Origin of the sequence: Lentzea sp. NPDC102401, assembly GCF_044765805.1 — a bacterium.
GTDB lineage: Bacteria > Actinomycetota > Actinomycetes > Mycobacteriales > Pseudonocardiaceae > Lentzea > Lentzea sokolovensis.
On sequence record NZ_JBIWKS010000012.1, the window covers coordinates 86,896 to 106,949 of the forward strand.

Consider the following 20,054-nt stretch of genomic DNA (forward strand, 5'->3'; position numbering starts at 1 on the left):
GCGGTGCTCGCGACTCCGGCGGCCTCGGCCTCCACTCGCCGGCCCGGTTCCCAAGCCATCAGGACTTGCCGCCCGCCGAGGCCAACGTGGCCACCACGGCCTCAGCGGTGCGGCGCCCCACCCCGGGAACGTCGCTGATCTCGTCCACTGTGGCCTGTCGCAGCTTTCGCACCGAGCCGAAGTGCTTGAGCAGCGCGGCTTTGCGCGTCTCGCCGAGGCCGGGCACCTCGTCGAGTTCGGAGGTGGTCATGCGCTTCGAGCGCTTCTGGCGGTGGTAGGCGATGGCGAAGCGGTGGGCCTCGTCGCGGACTCGTTGCAGCAGGTACAGGCCGTCGCTGCTGCGCGGGAGGATCACCGGGTCTGGTTCGCCGGGGACCCAGACCTCTTCGAGGCGCTTGGCGAGGCCGACGACGGCCACGTCGGTGATGCCCAGTTCGGTGAGGACGTCGGAGGCCGCGGCGGCCTGGGGGCCCGCGCCGTCGACCACCAGGAGGTTGGGCGGGTAGGCGAACTTGCGGGGCTTGCCGGTGTCCGGGTCGATGCCCGGGTTCGGGCCGCCGGACGCCGTTTCGCGCAGCATCGCCTGGAAGCGGCGGCGGACCACCTCGGCGATGGAGGCGACGTCGCCTTCCGTCGCCGCTTCGCGGAGGGCGAAGCGGCGGTACTCGGCCTTGCGGGCCAGACCGTCCTCGAAGACGACCAGGGAGGCCACCACGTCGGTGCCCTGGACGTGGCTGATGTCGATGCACTCGATGCGCAGCGGCGCGGTGTCCAAAGCCAACGCGTCCTGGATCTCCTGCAACGCCGCGGAGCGGGCGGTCAGGTCGCCCGCCCGGCGGAGTTTGTGCTGCGCGAAGGCTTCGGAGGCGTTGCGGGCCACCGTTTCCATCAAGGCGCGCTTGTCGCCCCGTTGCGGGACGCGCAGGGCCACGCGCGAACCACGTTGTTCGGAGAGCAGGTCTTCGAGGGCGGGGGCGTCGTCCGGGAGCACCGGCACGAGGACCTCGCGCGGGGTGTTCTCCGTGTTGTCGCCGTAGAACTGCATGATGAACTGGTCGACCAACGCGCCGTCGTCGACGGCCTCGACCTTGTCCAGCACCCAGCCCCGCTGGCCGCGCACCCGGCCGCCACGCACGTGGAAGACCTGGACCGAGACCTCGAGCTCGTCCTGCGCGAACGCCATCACGTCGGCGTCCGTGCCGTCGCCGAGCACGACGGCCTGCTTCTCCATCGCGCGGCGCAACGCTCCCAGGTCGTCACGCAGGCGTGCGGCGCGTTCGAACTCCAGCTCTTCCGACGCCTGCAGCATCTCGCGTTCGAGGCGGCGGACCATGTTGTCCGTCTTGCCCGCCAGGAAGTCGCAGAAGTCGAGAACGATGTCGCGGTGCTCGTCCGCCGACACCTTGCCCACGCACGGCGCCGAGCACTTGTCGATGTACCCGAGCAGGCACGGGCGGCCCATCTGGTTGTGCCGCTTGAAAACGCCTGCCGAGCACGTACGCGCCGGGAACACGCGCAGCAGCAGGTCGAGCGTCTCGCGGATGGCCCAGGCGTGCGCGAACGGGCCGAAGTAGCGCACGCCCTTCTTGCGCGGGCCGCGGTACACGTGCAGCCGCGGGTAGTCCTCGTGCAACGTGACGGCCAGCACCGGATACGACTTGTCGTCGCGGTACCGGACGTTGAAGCGCGGATCGAACTCCTTGATCCAGTTGTACTCGAGCTGCAGCGCCTCGACCTCGGTGGTGACGACCGTCCACTCGACGGAGGCCGCCGTCGTCACCATCTGGCGGGTGCGCGGGTGCAGCCCGGCCAGATCCGCGAAGTAGGAGTTCAGCCTGCTGCGCAAGCTCTTCGCCTTGCCGACGTACACGACCCGGCCACCGGCGTCGCGGAACTTGTAGACGCCGGGAGCCTCAGGAATCGTGCCCACCGCGGGGCGGTACGTCGAGGGATCTGCCACGCCGTCAAGACTATCGACGTGGTCCGACAAAAACAGAAAGGGTCAGGTCAGGACCACCTGGTCGCCGTCGACCTTCACCGCGACCGCGCGGAGACCGGACGTCGCCGGCCCCTTCTTCACCGAGCCGTCGGAAGCACCGAACTGGCTGCCGTGTGAAGGGCACGTGATGGTGCCGCCGGCGGGTTCCGCGACCACGGAACCCTGATGCGGGCACGAGGCGTCGTACGCCTTGACCTCGGTGGCGGAGATGCGCGCGATGACGATCTTGCGACCGCCGGGGGCGTCGACGACGGCGCCGCCGCCCTCGGGCACGTCGGCCAGCGCGACCAGGGCCGTCCCAGCCGAACCGGCGGCTCCCGACGTGGGTTCCGACCCTCCGGCAGAGGTGGGAGACGAGCCCGTGGAAGAACCCGTTGAACTGCAGGCGGTCACGAGTCCGCTGGGCACCGCGAGGGCAACCGCGATTCCGCAGAGCGCCGCCCGCCTGCTGACCAGGCTTTCGGTGTTCACGACCGATCCTCCGTGGTGGTGGGTGTTCGGGGTCACACCACAGCATTACGCGGAACGGTCAGTGAGAGTTCATTCAGACGCCCAATGCACAGCAAATGCACAGGTCTCAGGAGAGCACCAATTCATCGCCGGAACGAGCGATGGCGACCTCGGTCAGTCCCGAAGTCGCAGGTCCTTTGCGGACGGCGCCGCTCAATGGGTCGAAAGCGCTCCCGTGCAACGGGCAGGTGATGACTCCGCCCGCGGGAGGATTCACCAGGGAACCGACATGGGGACACGCGGGATTGAACGCGCGGAATTCACCCGGTCGGGGTTGCACGACCAACAGCTGGGCGTTGCCGGGCATGTCCACCAGCAAGCCACCGCCCTCGGGCACCGAGGAGACCGCGACGACCCGATCCCCCGGCCGGGCGGTCCCGGCACCACCCGTCTTGCGAGGAGCGGGCTCGCCACAGGCGCTCAGAGCGGCGGCGAGCCCACACAACAACACTGATCGACGATCCACGAGCACCGATTATCGGCGGTGGTCCTCCGCGGTGGCCTGCCGGGCCAGTGCCAGCACGGCGGTGAACGGCGGGAACCAGTGCCGCGAGTGCGACGGCGGGTTCGCCCAGCGCAGCGATCCGTACCTGGTCATCGTGGGCGGGAGCGCGATCCGGTGCGGCGAGCGCACGAACTGCACTTCCGGCGGCGCCTTGAGGTGCGTGGGCAGCAACGCCACCAGCTCCGCGAGGAAGATCCAGTGCTCGCGGGGGCCGGGGATGACCGTGACCGGTCCGGCGAGCATGCGCGACTTCAGGTCGGCCAGCACCCGTGACCCGATCCGCGCCGGCATCGCCAGTGCGGTCGTGGCGGGGCCTAGTGGGAGGAACACACCCTGCTCGGTGACGGTCACCTGCCAGCCGAGCAACCGGTAGCCGGCGACGGCTTCCCCGATCGCGCGTGCGTGTCCCCTGTTCTGTGGGATACCGGCACTACCCGTACCGGTTTCCGCGGTCGTGAGGCTCATCGGCGGTTGTCCTCCCCGTTGGGTGGGTCAGGCACTGGCCACGCCACGGGGATCGACCCGCGGCCTGACGTTGTGCAGGGTGCTTCTCACTTCCCGCCAACACCACTCGCCTGGTGCATGAGCCTCATGCAGCGGACGTATGAAGCTCATCCGCCGCACGGGGGCACCAGGACTGCGACACGCGAATCCATTACGTCTTATGCATGAGATGGATGGACTGACGATCACACGTCCGTACACTGGGAAAACGCTCAGTGACGGGGGCGAGGCCGATGGATGCAGCGAGATCGAGACCCAAATCCAGACGCGCTTGCCCGTGTGGGGCGTTCATCGCCGCCGACAACTCCGATCGGCTGTGTCACCGGTGCCGCCGCAACGCTCGTGCGGACGTGCACGGACCACCTGAGGTCCCCAACGACTTCTGGGACCATCCCGCGATCGCGGCGGCGTGCATCGACCGCGACATGGGCGCGCTGATCTCCGCGTACCGGCATCACCCCCAGCACCTGAGCAGGGTCACGCAGGACCGCATGGCGGCGTGGCTCGGCATAAGCCAGGCGCAGCTCTCGCGTTACGAGTCGGGCGAGAACCAGATCGACCGCCTCGACCGGCTGCGCCATTTCGCGGTGGTGCTCGGTGTTCCGGGCGAACGACTGTGGTTCGACCGAGTCGTCATCCCAGCTCAGGTGGGCACCCCCATCACGGGCCCGCCAGACGTGCTCGCCGCCCCGTGGGAGGCGACGAGCATTGCCCGTTCGGTCGAGGAGACGGCGAGGAGCGACTTGGCGATCAGCAGACGAGCGGCGCTCACCGGAGCCGCCGCGGTGACGGTGGGGTCAGCACTGGTCGAACCGCTGCAGCGGTGGTTGCACCCCCTGCAGAACCTGTCGAAGTGGTCGTCGCACTCGGCGATCAGCGAGGAGGAGCTCTTCGCGTTGCAACGCGTGGCCGACGGCCTGCGCGGCTGGGGAGGCCGCGGTGGCTACGGACTGGCCCGCAAGGCGGTGCTGGGGCAGCTCGACGAGCTGGCCGAACGCCTGGGCAGGGCACCGTCCGGCCCGACGACGGAACGCGCGTTCTTCATCGGCGCCGAACTGTCGAAGGTGGCCGCGAGCATGTCGTTCGACGCGGGTCTGCACAACGCGGCCCAGCGCTACTACGTGCTGGCCGTCCGCATGGCCAAGGCCGGCCACAACGACGGCTTCGCGGCCCTGTGCCTGGCCGCCATGGCGAGGCAGATGTTCGACCTGGGCCGCCCTGAGGACGGCTTGGAGCTGGTCCAACTGGGCCAGTACGGCACCCGCCGAACAGGCACGCCGACCCTCAAGGCCCTACTGCTCACCCGCGAGGCCTGGGCCTACGCCCAGATGGGCAGGACGCGGGAGTTCCACCAGGCCGTGGGGATGGCCCAGGACAGCTTCGCCCAGCGCGACGCCGACGGCGAGCCCCGCTACCTGCACAGCTTCGACGAGGCCGAGCTGGAGGGCGTCATCGGCGCCCGCTGCCGCGACCTCGCCATGCACGATCCGACCCAGGCCGTGTTCGCCGAACAACACATCCGGCGCGCCCTGGAACTGCGAGACCCGTCGAAGGTGCGCAACCGCGCATTCGACGTGATCGGACTGGCGCGCACCAAAATGGTCGCGGGAGACCCGGAGGCAGCGTGCGGGTTGATCAACGAGGTCCTGCCGACGGCGGCGAAGCTCTCCTCGGGCAGAGTCCTGCGCAAGCTGGAGGACTTCGCCAAGGAAGCGGCACGGCACCGCCACATCCCCGCCGTGCAGGACACCAGGGACGCGATCAGAGCGATCCGGACCGCTTGATGCGCGTAGGCATCACCGGCCACAGCAACCTGGTCCCCGAGTGCGTCCCCGCCGTCCAGGCCGCCATCACGGAGGCACTGACCCGGCTGGACACGGACCTGGTGGGCGTGACCTGCCTGGCGCCGGGCGCCGACCAGGTGTTCGCCCGCGCCGTCCTGGCACTCGGCGGCCAGGTGGAGGTCGTCCTCCCGGCCCTGGACTACCGCGACCGCCTCAAGCCGCACCAGGTGGCCGACTACGACGAACTGCGCGCCGCCGCCACGGTGGTCAGCGTCCTGCCGCACATGTCGAGCGGGCGCCTGGCCTACGTGGCGGCCAACGAGCGCATGCTCGCGTCGGTGGAGGTGCTCGTGGCGGTGTGGGACGGCGTGCCGGCCCAGGGGAAGGGCGGGACGGCGGACGTGGTGGAGCAGGCGCGGGCGTCCGGGGTGCCGATCGAGGTCGTGTGGCCGGACGAGGCGCGCAGGAAGTCCTGACGAGCCGAGACGGCTAGGCCGAGTGAGGGAAGTTCGTCGGCAACCGGACCAACTCCCCCCACAGGCCTAGCCGCGCCCACCCGGCTTGATCACGATTTCGGGGCATGGCAGCCGATCCGTTCGCCCGCCTGGCCGACCGCCAGCAGTCCCTGCGAACAGCCTTACGAGCCCTGAAAGCCGCAGGCCCCGGCAGCCCCGACTTCCACACCCTCCTGACCACCACGAACGCCGAGGTCGACGCCGTGATGGCGGCCCGCAGGGACGTGGAGGCGGCCAGGCTGACCGTCCCGAACCGGGCGATCGCCGCCGGCACCACGGCGGCGGCCCTGATCGTCGCCGTGGGCTGGTTCGACGCCTGGTCGCTGCTGTCGCTCCTGCTGGCGGTGGCCACGGCCGCGGCGGTACTGGTGGATCCCGTCGGCCGCGGCATCTGGGAGCCGAGAGCGCGGACCGCGGCTATCAGCGCGGCGCTGGCGGCTGCTCTCCTGACCCCGGTGACCAGCGGCTGGGCGGCACTCATCACGGCAGCGGGCATCGCATGGTGGGCCTGGAGGACGCTCAAGTGAACATCGACCCGGTCAAGGCACTGGACGACAAGATCGAGCGCCTCAAGAAGGAGCTGAAGTCCCTCGAGACCCGCATCGACCACGCCCAGACCGAGGCGGCGCACACCCAGCTGAGCCAGACGAACCAGCTCAAGGACAACACCCGCAAGCTCACGAAGACCAACGACCGCGTCACCGAACTGGCGGAGAGCGTGCATCGGCTCGAACGCCTCCTGGTGGCGCTCAACAGGAAAGTCCGGGCGGGCGAGACCCAGAAGGCCGACTTCGACGACTGGCCGGAAGTGTCCGAGTCGCTCATCACCCAGATCCTGGCCGGCCAGGAAGCCTACGCGCGCAGGACTTTCACGCCCCAGGAAGCCAAGGACACCCGCAAGGCCATCGCCGAGTACGACCGCAAAGCGCTGGAGGCGATCGACGCGGCCGAAGCTCTGACGCATCTCCCGCCGACAGCGGAAGCGTTGTGGCGCAAGAACTACAAGCAGTGGCGCGCCGTCACGACCCAGGAACGGCCCGAGGCACCGGACGACGACACGTACGCCAAGGACACCGTTGCCAAGTCGGCCGGCAACGAGGCCATCGCGCGGACGAGACGGCTCATCCGCGCCCGCATCGAGGACGCGGTCGCGCGTGATCTGCTGTTCCCGGCGTGGTTCGAGAACGTGCTCGGACCCGCCGCGCCCCCCGGCAGGGCGGACGATTGGCTTTACACCGCAACGGATGTCGTGTTGTACCGGCTGCTGCACGGCGTCACGAGTCCTGCGGACGCGCTGGGTCCGGCGCCCTCCGAGGAAGGGCACCGCAAAACCCTGCACGACCGCCTGACCGGCGAGTGCGCGGACTACCGGAAACCGTGAGAAAGCCCGGGCAGGGCGCCTCTGCCCGGGTGCTCAACTCACGCCGGCTCCAGGCTGAACCGCTGCTGCTCGGCGTCCACCGCGAGCACTTTCACCTGCACCGAAGCACCGACCTCGGCCTGCTGGCCGTGCAGGAGCCCGTGTGCACCGGCGGGGTGCTCGATGAACGAACCGAAGGGAACGGTCGAGACGACCTTCCCCGAAAAGACATCACCAACGTTGGGAAGCATTGCGCATCACCTCCTCTCCCAAGCGCGCGTATCCCGTACTACGGATAGGCGCGGGGGTGGAGGGGCCCTGATCAAGTCAGGGCCGGGCAACCGTTCCGCTCACGGCACAGGGCCGACCCGGCAGTCATACCGGCAACCCTAACCAGCACAGGCCGTTGTCCGCAATGGAATCTAGACTCCGTCACATGCTGGAGACGTCCGCACGACTGCTGAAGCTCCTGTCCCTGTTGCAGGTGCGGCGTGACTGGACGGGCCCCGAACTCGCCGGGCGGCTCAACGTCGACGTGCGCACGATTCGCCGGGACGTGGACAAGTTGCGCAGCCTCGGCTATCCCGTCACCTCCCTGCCCGGCGCGGCCGGCGGCTACCAACTCGGGGCGGGGGCGGAACTCCCTCCCCTGCTGCTCGACGACGACGAGGCGGTCGCCGTCGCGGTCGGCCTCAGGACGGCGGCGAACGGCTCGGTCGCGGGCATCGAGGAGACGTCGGTCCGCGCTCTCACGAAGCTGGAACAGGTGCTGCCCACGAGGCTGCGCAGGCGGGTGCAGGCGCTTCAGGCCCACACCACTCCCCTGACCGCGGCGGGCCCGACCGTCGACGCGGAGACGCTCACGATCATCGCCGCCGCCTGCCGCGACCACCAGCAGCTGCGGTTCACCTACGCCTCAACGCAAGGCGAGCCCTCGAAGCGGTTGATCGAACCGCAGGGGCTCGTGCACACCGGCCGCCGGTGGTACCTGGTCGCGTGGGACGTGTCCAAAGAGGACTGGCGAACGTTCCGGGTGGACCGGATCACCGAGCAACCCGCGCTCGCCGCGCGCTTCTCGCCCCGCACGCCACCGGCCGAGTCCCTGGGCGACTTCGTGTCCCGGCAGGTCGCCTCCAGCGTCTACACCTACCAGGCGGTGCTCACGATCCACGCGCCACTGCGGACCGTCGCGGAACGCACCACGCCGATGTCCGCGGCGCTGGAACCGATCGACGAGAACTCGTGCCTGATGCGCACGGGCGCCGACGCGCTCGAACGGATCGTGTTCCACCTGCTGTTCCTCGGCTTCGAGTTCGACGTGCACGAACCGGTGGAACTCAGGAACTACATCGAGATCCTCATCGGCCGGATGCAGAACGCGGTTAGGGTGCAGGGGTGACAGCGACAGTGGACTTCGCGACCGCCGCGGACCCGTTCAGACGGGAGCTTCTCGCGCACTGCTACCGGATGCTCGGCTCGCTGCACGACGCCGAGGACCTGGTGCAGGAGACGTACCTGCGCGCGTGGAAGGCGTACGGCAAGTTCGAGGGCCGCTCGTCGATGCGCACCTGGCTGTACCGCATCGCGACGAACGTCTGCCTCACCGCGCTCGACGGCCGGACGAGACGCCCGCTGCCGTTCGGGCTCGGCACCCAGGGCGCCACGGAGACCGACCCGCTCACCCAGGACCACGAGATCCCGTGGCTGGAGCCGTTCCCGACCGATCCGGCCGCGATCGTCACCGAACGCGAGTCCACCAGGCTGGCGTTCGTCGCGGCCCTGCAACACCTGCCGCCGAGACAACGCGCGGTGCTGATCCTGCGCGACGTGCTGAAGCTCAGCGCCGCCGAGACCGCCGACGAGCTGGACATGACCGTGGCGGCCGTGAACAGCGCTCTGCAACGGGCGCACGCGCAGCTCAAGGACCTCACCGAGGACGAGGTGGTCGAGCCCGCGGACGCGAAGCAACTGCTCGACCGGTGGGTGAAAGCCTTCGAGGCCAAGGACATCCCGGCGATCATCGGCATGTTCGCCGAGGACGTCATCTGGGAGATGCCGCCGTACCCGCAGTTCTACCGAGGCCCGGACATGGTCGCGTGGCACCTCACGAACCAGTGCCCGGCGGTCCCGCACGGCTCCAGGATGATCGCCACCGAAGCCAACGGCCAGCCTGCTTTCGGTCTCTACCTGCGCGCCGAGGACGGCGTGTTCCGGCCGTTCAACCTCCAGGTGCTGGAGGCGTCCGACCGGATCACGCGCGTCTCGTCGTTCTTCGACCTCAGTCTGTTCCCGAAGTTCGGGCTGCCTTCGACCGCATGAACTCGGAACGGTCGAGGGGCCGGTTCGCGATCCGCATGTCGCCGATCCAGCCGTGCAACGACTTCTCGACGACCTTGTCGTACGCGTAGGCGCCGACGAGCCACAGGTCACCGGCGGTCGAGATGCCACGGGCCGGCGTGGACGGGTTGCGCAGCAAGGGAGATCCGTCGACGTACATCGTGGTGCGCACGCCGTCGTTGACCACGGCGACGTGCCACCACGTCTCGTAGCTCATCTCGTGGCCCCAGTTCGTGGAGATGCCCGGAAGGTTGCGCGGGAACACCGCCCACTGCAACTGGCCGCCTCCGGCGACGTTCAGCGTGGCGATCGGCTCGCCGGGGTCGTCTCCGGTCTTACCGGCCGCGGAACCGGGGGCGAGCTTGGTGAACAGGCCGCACCACGGGTGGTCGAAGCCCGCGGGAAGCTTGAGGAACAGCTCGATCGTGTAGCCGCGTTCGAACGTCTCGCGGTTGACCGGCGCGGAATCCACAGTGGACAGGTAGCCGGTCTTCCCGAAGTACAGCGAACGGTGTGACGGCGCGAACCGGTGGTGCTCGTCCGAGGCCGTCAGCTGGCCGGTCTGCCGGAGGTCGTTCCCGTTGCCCGACAGGTCCTTCAGCCCTTCGCCGAGCCGCCAGTACGCGACGGTGCCGCGGACGAGCACGTCCTTGACCGGCTGCGCGGGAGGCAGCACCGGCGGGTCGAAGCGGGCGAACCGCTGCTCGAAGTCGATCGGCACGCTGAACCGGTCGGCGGGGCCCGTCAGCTCGGTCTCCCCGCGTTCCAACGGGTTGAGCGACCTCTTGCCGAGCAGCCACGGCGACAGCGTGCGGACGTCGACCACCCGGCGGTCCAGGTCGAAGTGGTAGAGCCGGATCATCGCGCCACCGCCGTAGTAGCGGTCCTGGTAGTTCGTGATGTGCACGTGCACGTCGTTGCCGGCGGTGTTGCGCAGCGTCGCCCGTGCCGGCGGCCAGAAGTGCCCGTTCAGCGTCAGGAAGATCTGGTCGTTGTCCTTGATCAGCTCGTCCCACAGCCTGCGGCCGTAGTCGGACATCACCGCGGCGCCGTCACCGCCGTCGTGGACCAGTTCGTGCGTGGTGAGGATGACGGGAAGCTTGGCGTGCTGGGAAAGCACCGAGCGCGCCCACTCGAAACCCTTGGCGGACATGCGCCAGTCCAACGCGAGCACCAGCCATTCCTTGCCACCCGCACGGAACACGTGGAACGAGTTGTAGCCGTCGGTGCTCGCTCCGCGGAACGTCGGCGAGGTGCGGAACCGCTGCGGCCCGAACCTGTCGAGGTACGGCGTGCGGCCGCGCTGGTCGTCCAGCCGCGAGTCCGGCACGTCGTGGTTGCCCGCGAGCACGCTGTACCCGATCCGGCGGCGGTCCAGCACCTCGAACCGCTCGCTGATGTCGTCGATCTCGCTCTTCCGGGCGTTCTCGACGAGGTCGCCGAGGTGGCTGACGAAGACGATGTTCTCGGACTTCTGGTGGTCGATCAGGTACTGGAGCGTGGCCTTCAACGGCGCGGAGTCACCGCGGTCGAGGTCGAACATGTACTGCGTGTCCGGGATCACGGCGAGCGTGAACCGCCGTGCCTCGGGGTCGGGACGGCCGTACCCGACAACGTTGTCAGCACTGGCGGAACCAGGCGTGACCAGGGCGGCAGCGGCGGCGGTCGCACCGGTGCCGAGCAGGAAGGAACGGCGGGACGCGGTCATGGCGCGGAGCGTAGGTGCGCTGGGCCAACAGCAGGCGAACAACGGTCGATAGCATCGCGAACTATGTCCTGGGGGTTGCTGCTCGCAGCAGGTGTGGTCGTCGCGGCCGGGGGCCTGCTGCAGGGCCTGATCGGCTTCGGCCTGGCGCTGGTCGCCGTGCCGTTGCTCGCGCTGCTCGATCCGGCGCTGCTGCCGGTGCCGGTGCTGATGATCGCCGCCACGCACGCGTCGATGGCGCTGGCGAGGGAGTTCAGCCACGTCGACTGGCGCGGCGTCGGCTGGGCGATGCTCGGCCGCCTGCCCGGCACCCTCGTCGGCATCTGGATCGTCGACGCGCTCGACCCGAAGGGCTTCGGGCTCGTCGTCGGCGGCTCGGTGCTGGCGTGCGTGCTGCTGTCGATCACGACCTGGCGCCCGGAACCCCAGCCGAAGTCCCTGGTGACAGCGGGGTTCGCGAGCGGGTCGTTCGGCACGGCCACGGCGGTGGGCGGCCCGATGGTCGCGCTGCTCTACCAGAACCAGGCGGGGCCGCAGGTCAGGGCGACGCTGGCGGCGTTCTTCGTGCTGGGCTCCGGCGCGTCGATCATCGGCCTGCTCGTCGCGGATCAGGTCAGCGCGCACCAGCTGTGGACCGGGCTCGCGCTGGTCCCGTTCCTGGTCGCCGGATTCCTGCTCTCGGGGCCGTTGCGCAAGAAGTTCGACGCCAAGGGCATCCGGACGCCGATGCTGGTCGTGGCGGGAACAAGTGCCGCGGTGCTGATCGTCAGGAGCCTGCTGTCATGAAGATCCCCACGTGGGCCGTGCTCGGGATCTGCGCACTCGCGGCGCTGACCCTGATCGCGACCGCGCCGATGATCGACGTGTGCGCGCAACCCGGCGCACGCTGCGGCACCCAGCCGGACTGGTACACGGGCGAGGAAAGCGTCACCACCCTGCGCGGCGTCGAGATGAGCTCGAACTTCGACTTCCTCTACGACTACAGCCTGCTCTGGGTGGTCGCCGCGGCGGTGATGGTGTGGGCGGTCGTGCGGCGGTCCTGGGCCGTGTTCGCCACGGCGGCGTTGTTCGGCCTCACCGTGTGGCTGCGGCCCTCGTACTCCGCGTACCTGCTGATCGTCGCCGCCGCGGTGGCGGTGCTGTACGAGCACCGCCACCGCTGGCCGCGAAGGGATCAGGCGAACGGCTGAACGTTCGGCTGGAACGTCGAGCCCTCAGCCGGCGCAATGAGGTCCACCAGGTACTTCGCGACGGCCGCGTCCGTGCCCGCCGAGCGGCCCAGGATGCAGTGGCCGAACGCGTCGACGCTGATCAGCCGCGCGTTGCCGAGCTGCTTGGCCATGCGCTGCGCGAACAGGTACTGCGTGGCCGGGTCGTAGTAGTTGCCCACCACGACGATCGGGTTCTTCGTCTTGCGGTTCCACGGGCCGATCCAGCGGTCCGGGTTGCGCGTCGGCCACGTCGCGCAGGTCAGCAGGTCCGACGCGGCCTGGTAGCGGCCGAAGGTGGGCGACTCCTTCTCCCACTTGGCCGCGGTCTGGGCCCAGTTGCGGTTGGTGCGGGAGAACGGCTTGTCGGTGCAGTTGACGCCGTAGTACGAGTCGTCCGCGGTGTACGGAGTGTCCGGCAGCGGGTCGACGTCCATGCGGCCACCGGCGTTGTTCAGCGGCGCGGCCAGCTCCACAGTGGACTGAACGCTGAAGGCGAGCGACGGGTTCAAGGCGTTGTGGATGCTCTGCAGCCAGGCGGCCAGCGGCGCGATCCTGGCGATCGAGTACAGGTCGCCCGCGACCCGGCCCACGACGTCGGACAGCGTGACCTTCGTGCCGTCCGGCAACGTCGCCGGAGCCTTGCCGAGTGCGACCTTGAGGGCCTCGAACTTGCCGCGGGCGTCACCGGCGAACGCGCACTTCGCGACACCGGCGGAGTCGCAGCGCTTCAGCATCGCGTCGAGCGCGATCTCGAAGCCGTCGGCGCGCTGGCGGTCGTACTCGGCGCCGTTCGTCAGACGCAGCCGCGGGTCGACGTTGCCGTCGATCACCATCGCCCGCGTGCGCTGCGGGAAGATGTTCGCGTACGTCGAGCCGATCAGCGTGCCGTACGAGAAGCCGACGAAGTTGAGCTGCTTGTCGCCCACGGACTCCCGCATGATGTCGAGGTCACGTGCGACGGCCTCGGTCGACATGTGGTTGAGCAACGGGCCGGCGTTGATCTTGCAGTAGTCCGTGTAGGCCTTGGACTGCCTGATGGAGCTGGCGATCTCGTCCTTCGTGATGGGCAACGAGAACCAGCCCTCGTTGACCGAGTCCGCCTCCTCCTGGGTGCGGAAGCAGCGCATCGGCGCGCTGCGGGCCACGCCGCGCGGGTCGAAGCCGATGACGTCGAACCGGTCGAGCACCGACGGCTGGAAGTAGTTCTTCGACACGGCGCCGCGGATCAGGCCGGAGCCGCCGGGGCCACCGGGGTTGAGGAAGATCGAACCGATCTTGCGCGACGGGTCGTTCGCGGGGCGCTTCATCATGGCGATGCCGGTCTTCTCACCGCGCGGGCGCGAGTGGTCGACGGGCACCTCCTGGACCGCGCACGTGAGTTTCGCGCGCTCCTCGGGCGTCACCGTGGCGGGAAGGGTCGCGAGCACGTCGGCCGCGCACTGCCCCCAGGCAGCGGGCTTGACGGACGGATCGGCCTGGGCGCTCGCCGCGCCCAGGCCGGAAACGACGGTGCCGAGCACGAGGGCGCTCGCAAGCGCCGCGCGCACAACACGCAAAGAACTGGAAGATGACGTCACGGATGCACCCCATCACCCAGCGTGCACCGTTTGTACCCGCCTATCGTCGGGTTGTACCGACAACAGGCGGGCGTTCACGACAAATCAGAACGGCTGGGCGTTCGGCTGGAAGACCTGGCCGTTCGCGGGCGCGGTGAGGTCGACGAGGTACCTCGTCACCGCCGCGTCGGCACCGGCCGAGTCACCGAGGATGCAGTGCCCGAACGCGTCGACGCTGATCAGCCGCGCGTTGCCGAGTTCCTTGGCCATGCGCTGCGCGAACAGGTACTGCGTCGCCGGGTCGTAGTAGTTGCCCACCACGACGATCGGGTTCTTGGTGTGGCGGTTCCACGGCCCGATCCACCGGTCCGGGTTGCGCGTCGGCCACGTCGGGCACGTGAGCAGGTCGGACGCGGCCTGGTAGCGGCCGAACGTGGGCGACTCCTTCTCCCACTTCGCCGCGGTGGTGGCCCAGTTGCGGTTCGTGCGGGAGAACGGCTTGTCGGTGCAGTTGACGGCGTAGTACGAGTCGTCGCTCGTGTACGGCGTCTCCGGCAGCACCCGCACGTCCGCCTTGCCGCCCAGGTTGTTCAGCATCGCGGGAACGTCCACAACGGACTGAACACCCAGCGCCGCCGACGGGTTCTGGGCCACGTGGATCGACTGCAGCCACGCGGTCAGCGCCTTGAACGTCGTCGGGCTGTACAGGTTGCTCGACGTGCGGCCGACGACGTCGGTCAGCGTCACCTGCGTGCCGTTCGGCAACGTCGTGGGCGCCTTGCGCAGCGACTCGCGGATGTCGTCGAACTTCTTGCGGGTACCGCCGGCGAACGCGCACTTCTCCACACCGACGGAGTCGCAACGCTTCAGCATCGCGTCGAGCGCGATCTCGAAGCCACGAGCACGCTCACGGTCGTACTGCGCGCCATTGGTCAGACGCAGCTGCGGGTCGACGTTGCCGTCCAGGACCAGAGCACGCGACTTCTGCGGGAAGATGTTCGCGTAGGTCGCGCCGAGCAGCGTGCCGTACGAGAAGCCGACGTACGTGAGCTGCCTGTCCCCCACGGCTTCGCGCATCACGTCGAGGTCGCGGGCGACGGCCTCGGTCGACATGTGGTTGAGCAGCGGACCGGCGTTGATCTTGCAGTAGTCCGTGTAGGCCTTGGACTGCCGGATCGAGCTGGCGATCTCGTCCTTGGTGATCGGCAACGCGTACCAGCCGACGTTCACCGCGTCGGCCTCCTCCTGGGTGCGGAAGCAGCGCAGCGGCGCGCTGCGGCCGACGCCGCGCGGGTCGAAGCCGATGAGGTCGAACTTCTCCAGGATCTCCGGCGTGAAGAAGCTGGAGCCGTAGGCGCTGTAGATCAGGCCGGCGCCACCGGGACCGCCGGGGTTGATGAACAGCGAGCCGATCTTCTTCGCCGGGTCGCCGGCGGGGCGCTTCATCATGATGACGCCGGTCGAGTCCCCGCGCGGCCGCGAGTGGTCGACGGGCACCGCCTGGATCGCACAACTGACCTTCGTGCGTTCGGCGGCAGGAATTTCGGCGAGCACGTCCGCCGCGCACGGCCCCCACGCGGCGGGTCTGACTGCGGAGGCGGCTTCGGGCTGGGCTGACGCGCTGCCCAGGCCGGTGATGACGGTACCGAGCGCGAGCGCACTGGCGAGCGCCACGCGCACGGCACGCGTTGATGCAGGAGTCATCGATGCAGCCCATCACTGAGCGCGCACCGCGTGAACCCGCCTATCGTCGGGTTGTGGCCTGGGTTACACCGCTTGGGCCAGCGAGACCGCGAACCTGCCCTCCGAATCGGTCCACCACCGGTGCAGCGAGAAGCCGCCGTCCGCCAGTTCCTGCTTCACGCCGTCCTCGCGGAACTTGGCCGACACCTCGGTCCGCAGCTCCTCGCCCTCGCGGAACTCGACGGTCAGGCCGAGCTCGGCGATCGTCACGCGCATGGCCCGCTTGGCGCGCAGGCGCATCTCGATCCATTCCTGCTCGGCGTTCCACAACGCCACGTGCTCGAACGCCTCGACGTCGAAGTCTCCGCCGACCTCGCGGTTGAGCACGTTCAGCACGTTGCGGTTGAACTCCGCCGTGACGCCCTGCGCGTCGTCGTACGCGCGCACCAGCGTGCCCGGATCCTTGACGAGGTCCGTGCCGAGCAGCAGCCACTCCCCCGGCTCCAGCACGTCGCGGACCGTGCGGAGGAACTTCTCCCGTTCCTCCGGGATCAGGTTCCCGATCGTGCCGCCCAGGAACGCCACCACGCGCGGCGACTCCCCTGGGAGCAGACTCAAGTGCTGCGTGAAGTCACCGACCACGCCGTGCACCCGCAGCCCCGGGTAGTCCGCGATGATCGCGTGCGCGGCCTCGGTCAGCGCCGACACCGACACGTCCTGCGGCACGAACTCCTTGAGCGTTCCGTGCTCCGTCAGTGCGCTGAGCAGCAGCCGCGTCTTCTCCGACGAGCCGGAACCCAGCTCCACCAGCGAATGCGCGCCCGTCGTGGCCGCGATCTCGCCGGCGCGCTCCGCGAGCACCTCCCGTTCGGCACGGGTCGGGTAGTACTCGGGCAGTCGGGTGATGTCCTCGAACAACGCGCTGCCGACGGCGTCGTAGAACCACTTCGGCGAGACCCACTTCGGGTCCGCGGTCAGTCCGGCCCGCACATCGGCACGTAGCGCGTGTGCGGCGTCCTCCGGCTTGAGATGAACGTCCAGCACCGGCTCGGTCATATCGGTCGAACCTCCACAGTGGATGGAACGGCGGTGACCACGTGCTGATCGGGGATCTCCCGCCAGCCCGGGTCGTCGTCGAGCGGCTCGGACGCGAGTGTCACGCCCTCGCCTTTCTGCAGCACCCACAGGGCGTGTGTCCACGTCGTCCCCACGAGCACTTCTCCGTTGGTCAGCAGGAAGTTCAGGCGCGACTTCGGTGCCGCGTCCGCAACTTCTCGCACAAGTTCAACGAGCGTTTCGGCCGGGTTCTTCCCGGTCTCCAGACGACGCCTGAGGACCGTCCACAGCAGCGCGGAGTCGGTCGGCGCGTCCATCGTGAGCACGTCGGTCACGTCGAGCGTCTTCGCCAGCCCCGCCACGGTGTGCGGCCAGCCGTCGACGCGTCCGTTGTGGCTGAACAACCACGTGCCGTCGGTGAACGGCGCGCAGGCCGCGTCGGTGACCGGCATACCCGTTGTCGCTGACCGGACCGCGGCCAGGAAGGCCGTTGACTCAGCACCCGCCAGTTGACGCAGGTTCGCGTCGCTCCACAGCGTTCCGGCGCGCCGGTACCGCACCGGGCCGGGGAACCAGCCGACGCCGTAGCCGTCGACGTTGACGGTTCCCCCTGCCCGCATGTCGGCCGGTGCGTACGACTGGTGCTCCAACGAGTGCGGTGCGTCGAAGAGCAGGCTGCCGATGGGCATGGCGGTGCCCAGGTAAGCCAGATGGCGGCACATCGGGTCAGGCGTCCCTGGCGCAGCGGAAGCCGGAGAAGATCTGCCTTCTGATCGGGTAGTCCCAGTTGCGGAACGTGGAACGGACCGCCGACTTGTCGGTGCCGAACGAGCCGCCGCGCAGCACCTTGTAGTCCGGTCCGAAGAAGACCTCGGAGTACTCCTTGTACGGGAACACCTCGAAGCCCGGATACGGCCCGAAGTCGCTGGAGGTCCACTCCCACACGTCACCGATCAGCTGGTGCACGCCACTGGGCGACGCCCCCGCCGGGTACGCGCCGACCGGGGCCGGGCGCAGGTGCCGCTGGTTGAGGTTCGCGTGGGCTTCCGTCGGTTCCTCGTCGCCCCACGGGTAACGGCGGGTCTTGCCGGTCGCCGTGTCGAAGCGGGCCGCCTTCTCCCACTCGGCTTCCGTGGGCAGGCGCTTGTGCGCCCACGTCGCGTAGGCCTGGGCCTCGTGGAAGCACACGTGCACAACGGGTTCGTCCGGCACGATCGGCTCGGTCACGCCGAACGCGGTGCGCACGAACGAGTTCTCCTCGCGCTGCCAGAACCTCGGCGCGACCAGCTTGGCGTTTGTCCGGTGCTCCCAGCCCTCTTCCGTCCACAGACGACGGTCGTCGTACCCGCCGGCCAGGATGAACTGCGCGTACTCGCCGTTCGTGACCGGTGTGGTGTCGATGAAGAACGAGTCGACGTGAACGGCGTGCGCGGGGCGTTCGTTGTCGAGCGCCCACGGTTCGTCCGAAGTGCCCATTTCGAACGGTCCGCCCGGAATGAACACTTCCGTTACGGGAACAAGGGTTCCACCGGGCGGCAGCGGTGCGTGCAACACCGGTTCGCCGGTGCGCAACTGGTGCGTGGCCAGCATCGTCTCGTCGTGCTGCTGCTCGTGCTGCACGATCATGCCGAACGCGAAGCCGTTTTCGACGAGCCGGCGCCCCTGCAGCGGCACCTTCTCCAGCACGTCGAACACCTTGCCGCGCACGTCCCCGACGTACTGACGGGCCTCGCGCGGGTTGAGCAGCGGCAACTCGGGCCGCACGCTGCGGGAGAACTTGAACGCGTCGTAGTACTCGTCGATGTCGCTACGCACCGGTTCGCGTCCGCCGACGTCGCGAACGAGCCACAGCTCTTCCTGGTTGCCGATGTGCGCCAGGTCCCAGACCAGCGGCGACATCAGTTTCGAGTGCTGCCGGACGAGATCGTGCTCGTCGACGGCGTCGGTCAGGGCGGTGGAACGCGCGCGCGAGCGCAACAGTTCCTCCGCCACCTGCTCGCGGAGGCCGTCTTCATTGATTTGGCGGGTCACAGCTTCCCCTCAAGCTCCCGGCTGATGGTGCTGATCTGGTCGTCGGAGAGTCCGGTGCGGGGCAACGCCTCGATCCCCAGCGCGACGACTTCCTTCGCGGCCGTGGCGACGCGTGCGTCCGTCATTCCGTGCCGTGCGGCGGTGAGCCACCGCCCGGCGGCCCGTTCCGTCGCCGCCAGCACACCGTCCACAACGGACGGGTCGCTGAACAGCGCGACGAGCAGCGCACTCGGCGCGATCCACCCGCCAGGCGCGGGTGTGTCGAGGTATCTGATCTCCATGTACCCGCGCGGCCGGACCGGCGGGAACATCAATGACATGTGGTAGTCGAGGTCGTCGCTGGTGGGGACCCGATCGTGTGCCCCGTTCATCCAGTCCACAAACGTCATGGGCCGCGGCGGAATCCAACTGGGACCGGGCCCGCGCACCACGATGACGGGCGTGTCCACGACTCTTCGCGCATAAGCCAGGGCCGGATCGGCGCACACGGCGCTGGGTCTGGTGCGCACGGGATCGCAGCCGTAGAGCGTCCGCATGCGCGCCGAAGCCCAGCCTTCGTGCATCCCGCCGATGCTCGGTGAGTTCGCGAACAACGCGATCATCACCGGCCCGAGCTGGTGCACGGCGGCCCACCGGTCCTGCAGGTACTTCTGCTCGCCGAAGTCGAGGCACACCTGCAGGCCCGCGGTGTTGCACATCATCGAGATGCCGTCTTGACCGAGCGCGCCGAACGCGTGCTCCATCGCGGCGTACCGAGGCACCTGAAGCACGCGCGTGGGTCTGCGATGCAGGTCAGAGCCTCGCTCGCCGAGCACGAGACCGTGGTCGGCCAGCATGGCGGTGAGGTGGGAGATGTCCTGGGAGACCGTCCGGAAGAGGTCCGGGAGGCTGGTGCAGGGAGGTGTGGAGATCTCGACCTGCCCGCCCGGTTCGACGGTCAAAGGAGTGCCGCTGGGAAGCGGCCGCTGAGGGCTGTCCGGAACGAGTGTCGGCGGTGCGTGCTCCCCGAGAGCCGCCGCCAGCCTGTGCCTGTCGAGCTTCTGAGCCGGATCTTCGGCGTGGTGCACCGTCCATTCGAGCTCCACGCCGAACAGCCTCGGAGGCCCGTGCTTGAAACAGACCGAGGCCACATATGCCTCGGCTTCGGCGCGGTCGGCGAACCTCGCCGGCGCCCGTTTGTTACGCAACGCAGTCACGCTGCCACACTCCCCGTGATCGTCTGGCCCGTCCGACGCTACACGCGGGGTCTGACAGTTGCAGCTCTCAAATCCTTACGAAACAAGTGAAGTGCCCGTACG

Annotated in this window: 20 protein-coding genes; 8 read left to right on the forward strand and 12 right to left on the reverse strand. The window is 68.9% G+C overall.

Features of this window, described 5'->3' with window-relative positions:
* Positions 1-58: 58 nt before the first annotated feature.
* The 4 genes from uvrC to ACIRG5_RS34810 all read right to left on the reverse strand — a co-directional run bounded on the left by uvrC (position 59) and on the right by ACIRG5_RS34810 (position 3,479).
* Positions 59-1,960 carry an excinuclease ABC subunit UvrC gene (gene uvrC / locus ACIRG5_RS34795; RefSeq protein ID WP_402912832.1) on the reverse strand — a complete coding sequence of 634 codons (1,902 nt, stop codon included), beginning with the start codon at positions 1,958-1,960 and terminating at the stop codon, positions 59-61.
* Positions 1,961-2,002: 42 nt separating this feature from the next.
* Positions 2,003-2,470 carry a Rieske (2Fe-2S) protein gene (locus ACIRG5_RS34800; protein WP_402912835.1) on the reverse strand — a complete coding sequence of 156 codons (468 nt, stop codon included), beginning with the start codon at positions 2,468-2,470 and terminating at the stop codon, positions 2,003-2,005.
* Between the two features lie 106 nt (positions 2,471-2,576).
* Positions 2,577-2,975, reverse strand: a complete 399-nt coding sequence (locus ACIRG5_RS34805; protein ID WP_402912838.1) for a Rieske (2Fe-2S) protein — start codon at positions 2,973-2,975, stop codon at positions 2,577-2,579.
* A 9-nt stretch (positions 2,976-2,984) separates the two neighbouring features.
* A complete protein-coding gene (locus ACIRG5_RS34810; protein WP_093601255.1) occupies positions 2,985-3,479 on the reverse strand; it encodes a hypothetical protein in 495 nt (164 codons plus the stop codon).
* A gap of 389 nt (positions 3,480-3,868) precedes the next feature.
* On the opposite strand from ACIRG5_RS34810, the gene ACIRG5_RS34815 reads away from it, so the two are divergent.
* From ACIRG5_RS34815 to ACIRG5_RS34830, 4 genes are all read left to right on the forward strand, one after another.
* On the forward strand, positions 3,869-5,302 hold the full coding sequence (locus ACIRG5_RS34815) for a helix-turn-helix domain-containing protein (protein ID WP_402912841.1): 1,434 nt from the start codon (positions 3,869-3,871) through the stop codon (positions 5,300-5,302).
* The gene (locus ACIRG5_RS34820) at positions 5,302-5,778 is read left to right on the forward strand and encodes a hypothetical protein (RefSeq protein WP_402912844.1); all 477 of its coding nucleotides are present in this window, start codon (positions 5,302-5,304) and stop codon (positions 5,776-5,778) included. The genes ACIRG5_RS34815 and ACIRG5_RS34820 overlap by 1 nt, the downstream gene beginning before the upstream one ends.
* 104 nt (positions 5,779-5,882) lie before the next feature.
* Positions 5,883-6,344 carry a hypothetical protein gene (locus ACIRG5_RS34825; protein ID WP_402912846.1) on the forward strand — a complete coding sequence of 154 codons (462 nt, stop codon included), beginning with the start codon at positions 5,883-5,885 and terminating at the stop codon, positions 6,342-6,344.
* Entirely contained in the window at positions 6,341-7,198 is an 858-nt protein-coding gene (locus tag ACIRG5_RS34830; protein ID WP_402912849.1) for a hypothetical protein, read from the forward strand. The genes ACIRG5_RS34825 and ACIRG5_RS34830 overlap by 4 nt, the downstream gene beginning before the upstream one ends.
* Positions 7,199-7,236: 38 nt before the next feature.
* Here the strand turns inward: ACIRG5_RS34830 and ACIRG5_RS34835 are convergent, their stop codons facing one another.
* Positions 7,237-7,428 carry a S1 RNA-binding domain-containing protein gene (locus ACIRG5_RS34835; RefSeq protein ID WP_402912852.1) on the reverse strand — a complete coding sequence of 64 codons (192 nt, stop codon included), beginning with the start codon at positions 7,426-7,428 and terminating at the stop codon, positions 7,237-7,239.
* 185 nt (positions 7,429-7,613) lie between these two features.
* On the opposite strand from ACIRG5_RS34835, the gene ACIRG5_RS34840 reads away from it, so the two are divergent.
* Entirely contained in the window at positions 7,614-8,576 is a 963-nt protein-coding gene (locus ACIRG5_RS34840) for a helix-turn-helix transcriptional regulator (RefSeq protein WP_402912854.1), read from the forward strand.
* Positions 8,573-9,496 carry a sigma-70 family RNA polymerase sigma factor gene (locus tag ACIRG5_RS34845; protein ID WP_402912857.1) on the forward strand — a complete coding sequence of 308 codons (924 nt, stop codon included), beginning with the start codon at positions 8,573-8,575 and terminating at the stop codon, positions 9,494-9,496. The genes ACIRG5_RS34840 and ACIRG5_RS34845 overlap by 4 nt, the downstream gene beginning before the upstream one ends.
* Here the strand turns inward: ACIRG5_RS34845 and ACIRG5_RS34850 are convergent.
* Positions 9,456-11,222, reverse strand: coding sequence for a LamG-like jellyroll fold domain-containing protein (locus ACIRG5_RS34850; protein WP_402912860.1), 1,767 nt, complete (start codon positions 11,220-11,222; stop codon positions 9,456-9,458). The two genes, ACIRG5_RS34845 and ACIRG5_RS34850, sit on opposite strands and share 41 nt — an antisense overlap.
* Before the next feature lie 63 nt (positions 11,223-11,285).
* Here ACIRG5_RS34850 and ACIRG5_RS34855 point away from each other — a divergent pair, with 63 nt between their 5' ends.
* Entirely contained in the window at positions 11,286-12,005 is a 720-nt protein-coding gene (locus tag ACIRG5_RS34855) for a TSUP family transporter (RefSeq protein WP_402912861.1), read from the forward strand.
* A complete protein-coding gene (locus ACIRG5_RS34860) occupies positions 12,002-12,409 on the forward strand; it encodes a hypothetical protein (RefSeq protein ID WP_402912864.1) in 408 nt (135 codons plus the stop codon). Before ACIRG5_RS34855 ends, ACIRG5_RS34860 begins: the two co-directional genes overlap by 4 nt.
* Here ACIRG5_RS34860 and ACIRG5_RS34865 read toward each other — a convergent pair.
* The 6 genes from ACIRG5_RS34865 to ACIRG5_RS34890 all read right to left on the reverse strand — a co-directional run bounded on the left by ACIRG5_RS34865 (position 12,394) and on the right by ACIRG5_RS34890 (position 19,952).
* Positions 12,394-13,977 carry an alpha/beta hydrolase gene (locus tag ACIRG5_RS34865; protein WP_402912866.1) on the reverse strand — a complete coding sequence of 528 codons (1,584 nt, stop codon included), beginning with the start codon at positions 13,975-13,977 and terminating at the stop codon, positions 12,394-12,396. The two genes, ACIRG5_RS34860 and ACIRG5_RS34865, sit on opposite strands and share 16 nt — an antisense overlap.
* 114 nt (positions 13,978-14,091) lie before the next feature.
* A complete protein-coding gene (locus tag ACIRG5_RS34870) occupies positions 14,092-15,690 on the reverse strand; it encodes an alpha/beta hydrolase (RefSeq protein ID WP_402912869.1) in 1,599 nt (532 codons plus the stop codon).
* A gap of 63 nt (positions 15,691-15,753) precedes the next feature.
* On the reverse strand, positions 15,754-16,725 hold the full coding sequence (gene egtD / locus ACIRG5_RS34875) for an L-histidine N(alpha)-methyltransferase (protein WP_402912872.1): 972 nt from the start codon (positions 16,723-16,725) through the stop codon (positions 15,754-15,756).
* Positions 16,722-17,447: an ergothioneine biosynthesis protein EgtC gene (gene egtC, locus ACIRG5_RS34880; protein ID WP_402912874.1), complete on the reverse strand. Its 726-nt coding sequence runs from the start codon at positions 17,445-17,447 to the stop codon at positions 16,722-16,724. Before egtC ends, egtD begins: the two co-directional genes overlap by 4 nt.
* Positions 17,448-17,451: 4 nt before the next feature.
* Positions 17,452-18,756 carry an ergothioneine biosynthesis protein EgtB gene (gene egtB, locus ACIRG5_RS34885; protein WP_402912877.1) on the reverse strand — a complete coding sequence of 435 codons (1,305 nt, stop codon included), beginning with the start codon at positions 18,754-18,756 and terminating at the stop codon, positions 17,452-17,454.
* A complete protein-coding gene (locus tag ACIRG5_RS34890; protein ID WP_402912879.1) occupies positions 18,753-19,952 on the reverse strand; it encodes a glutamate-cysteine ligase family protein in 1,200 nt (399 codons plus the stop codon). Before ACIRG5_RS34890 ends, egtB begins: the two co-directional genes overlap by 4 nt.
* Between the last annotated feature and the right edge of the window lie 102 nt (positions 19,953-20,054).

Coding starts and splice junctions, on each gene's coding strand:
- egtD (WP_402912872.1), bottom strand. CDS start 16,725: ATGACCGAGCCGGTGCTGGACGTTCATCTCAAGCCGGAGGACGCCGCA.
- ACIRG5_RS34810 (WP_093601255.1), bottom strand. CDS start 3,479: ATGAGCCTCACGACCGCGGAAACCGGTACGGGTAGTGCCGGTATCCCA.
- ACIRG5_RS34860 (WP_402912864.1), top strand. CDS start 12,002: ATGAAGATCCCCACGTGGGCCGTGCTCGGGATCTGCGCACTCGCGGCG.
- ACIRG5_RS34835 (WP_402912852.1), bottom strand. CDS start 7,428: ATGCTTCCCAACGTTGGTGATGTCTTTTCGGGGAAGGTCGTCTCGACC.
- ACIRG5_RS34870 (WP_402912869.1), bottom strand. CDS start 15,690: ATGACTCCTGCATCAACGCGTGCCGTGCGCGTGGCGCTCGCCAGTGCG.
- ACIRG5_RS34855 (WP_402912861.1), top strand. CDS start 11,286: ATGTCCTGGGGGTTGCTGCTCGCAGCAGGTGTGGTCGTCGCGGCCGGG.
- ACIRG5_RS34850 (WP_402912860.1), bottom strand. CDS start 11,222: ATGACCGCGTCCCGCCGTTCCTTCCTGCTCGGCACCGGTGCGACCGCC.
- ACIRG5_RS34820 (WP_402912844.1), top strand. CDS start 5,302: ATGCGCGTAGGCATCACCGGCCACAGCAACCTGGTCCCCGAGTGCGTC.
- ACIRG5_RS34825 (WP_402912846.1), top strand. CDS start 5,883: ATGGCAGCCGATCCGTTCGCCCGCCTGGCCGACCGCCAGCAGTCCCTG.
- egtC (WP_402912874.1), bottom strand. CDS start 17,447: ATGTGCCGCCATCTGGCTTACCTGGGCACCGCCATGCCCATCGGCAGC.
- ACIRG5_RS34840 (WP_402912854.1), top strand. CDS start 7,614: ATGCTGGAGACGTCCGCACGACTGCTGAAGCTCCTGTCCCTGTTGCAG.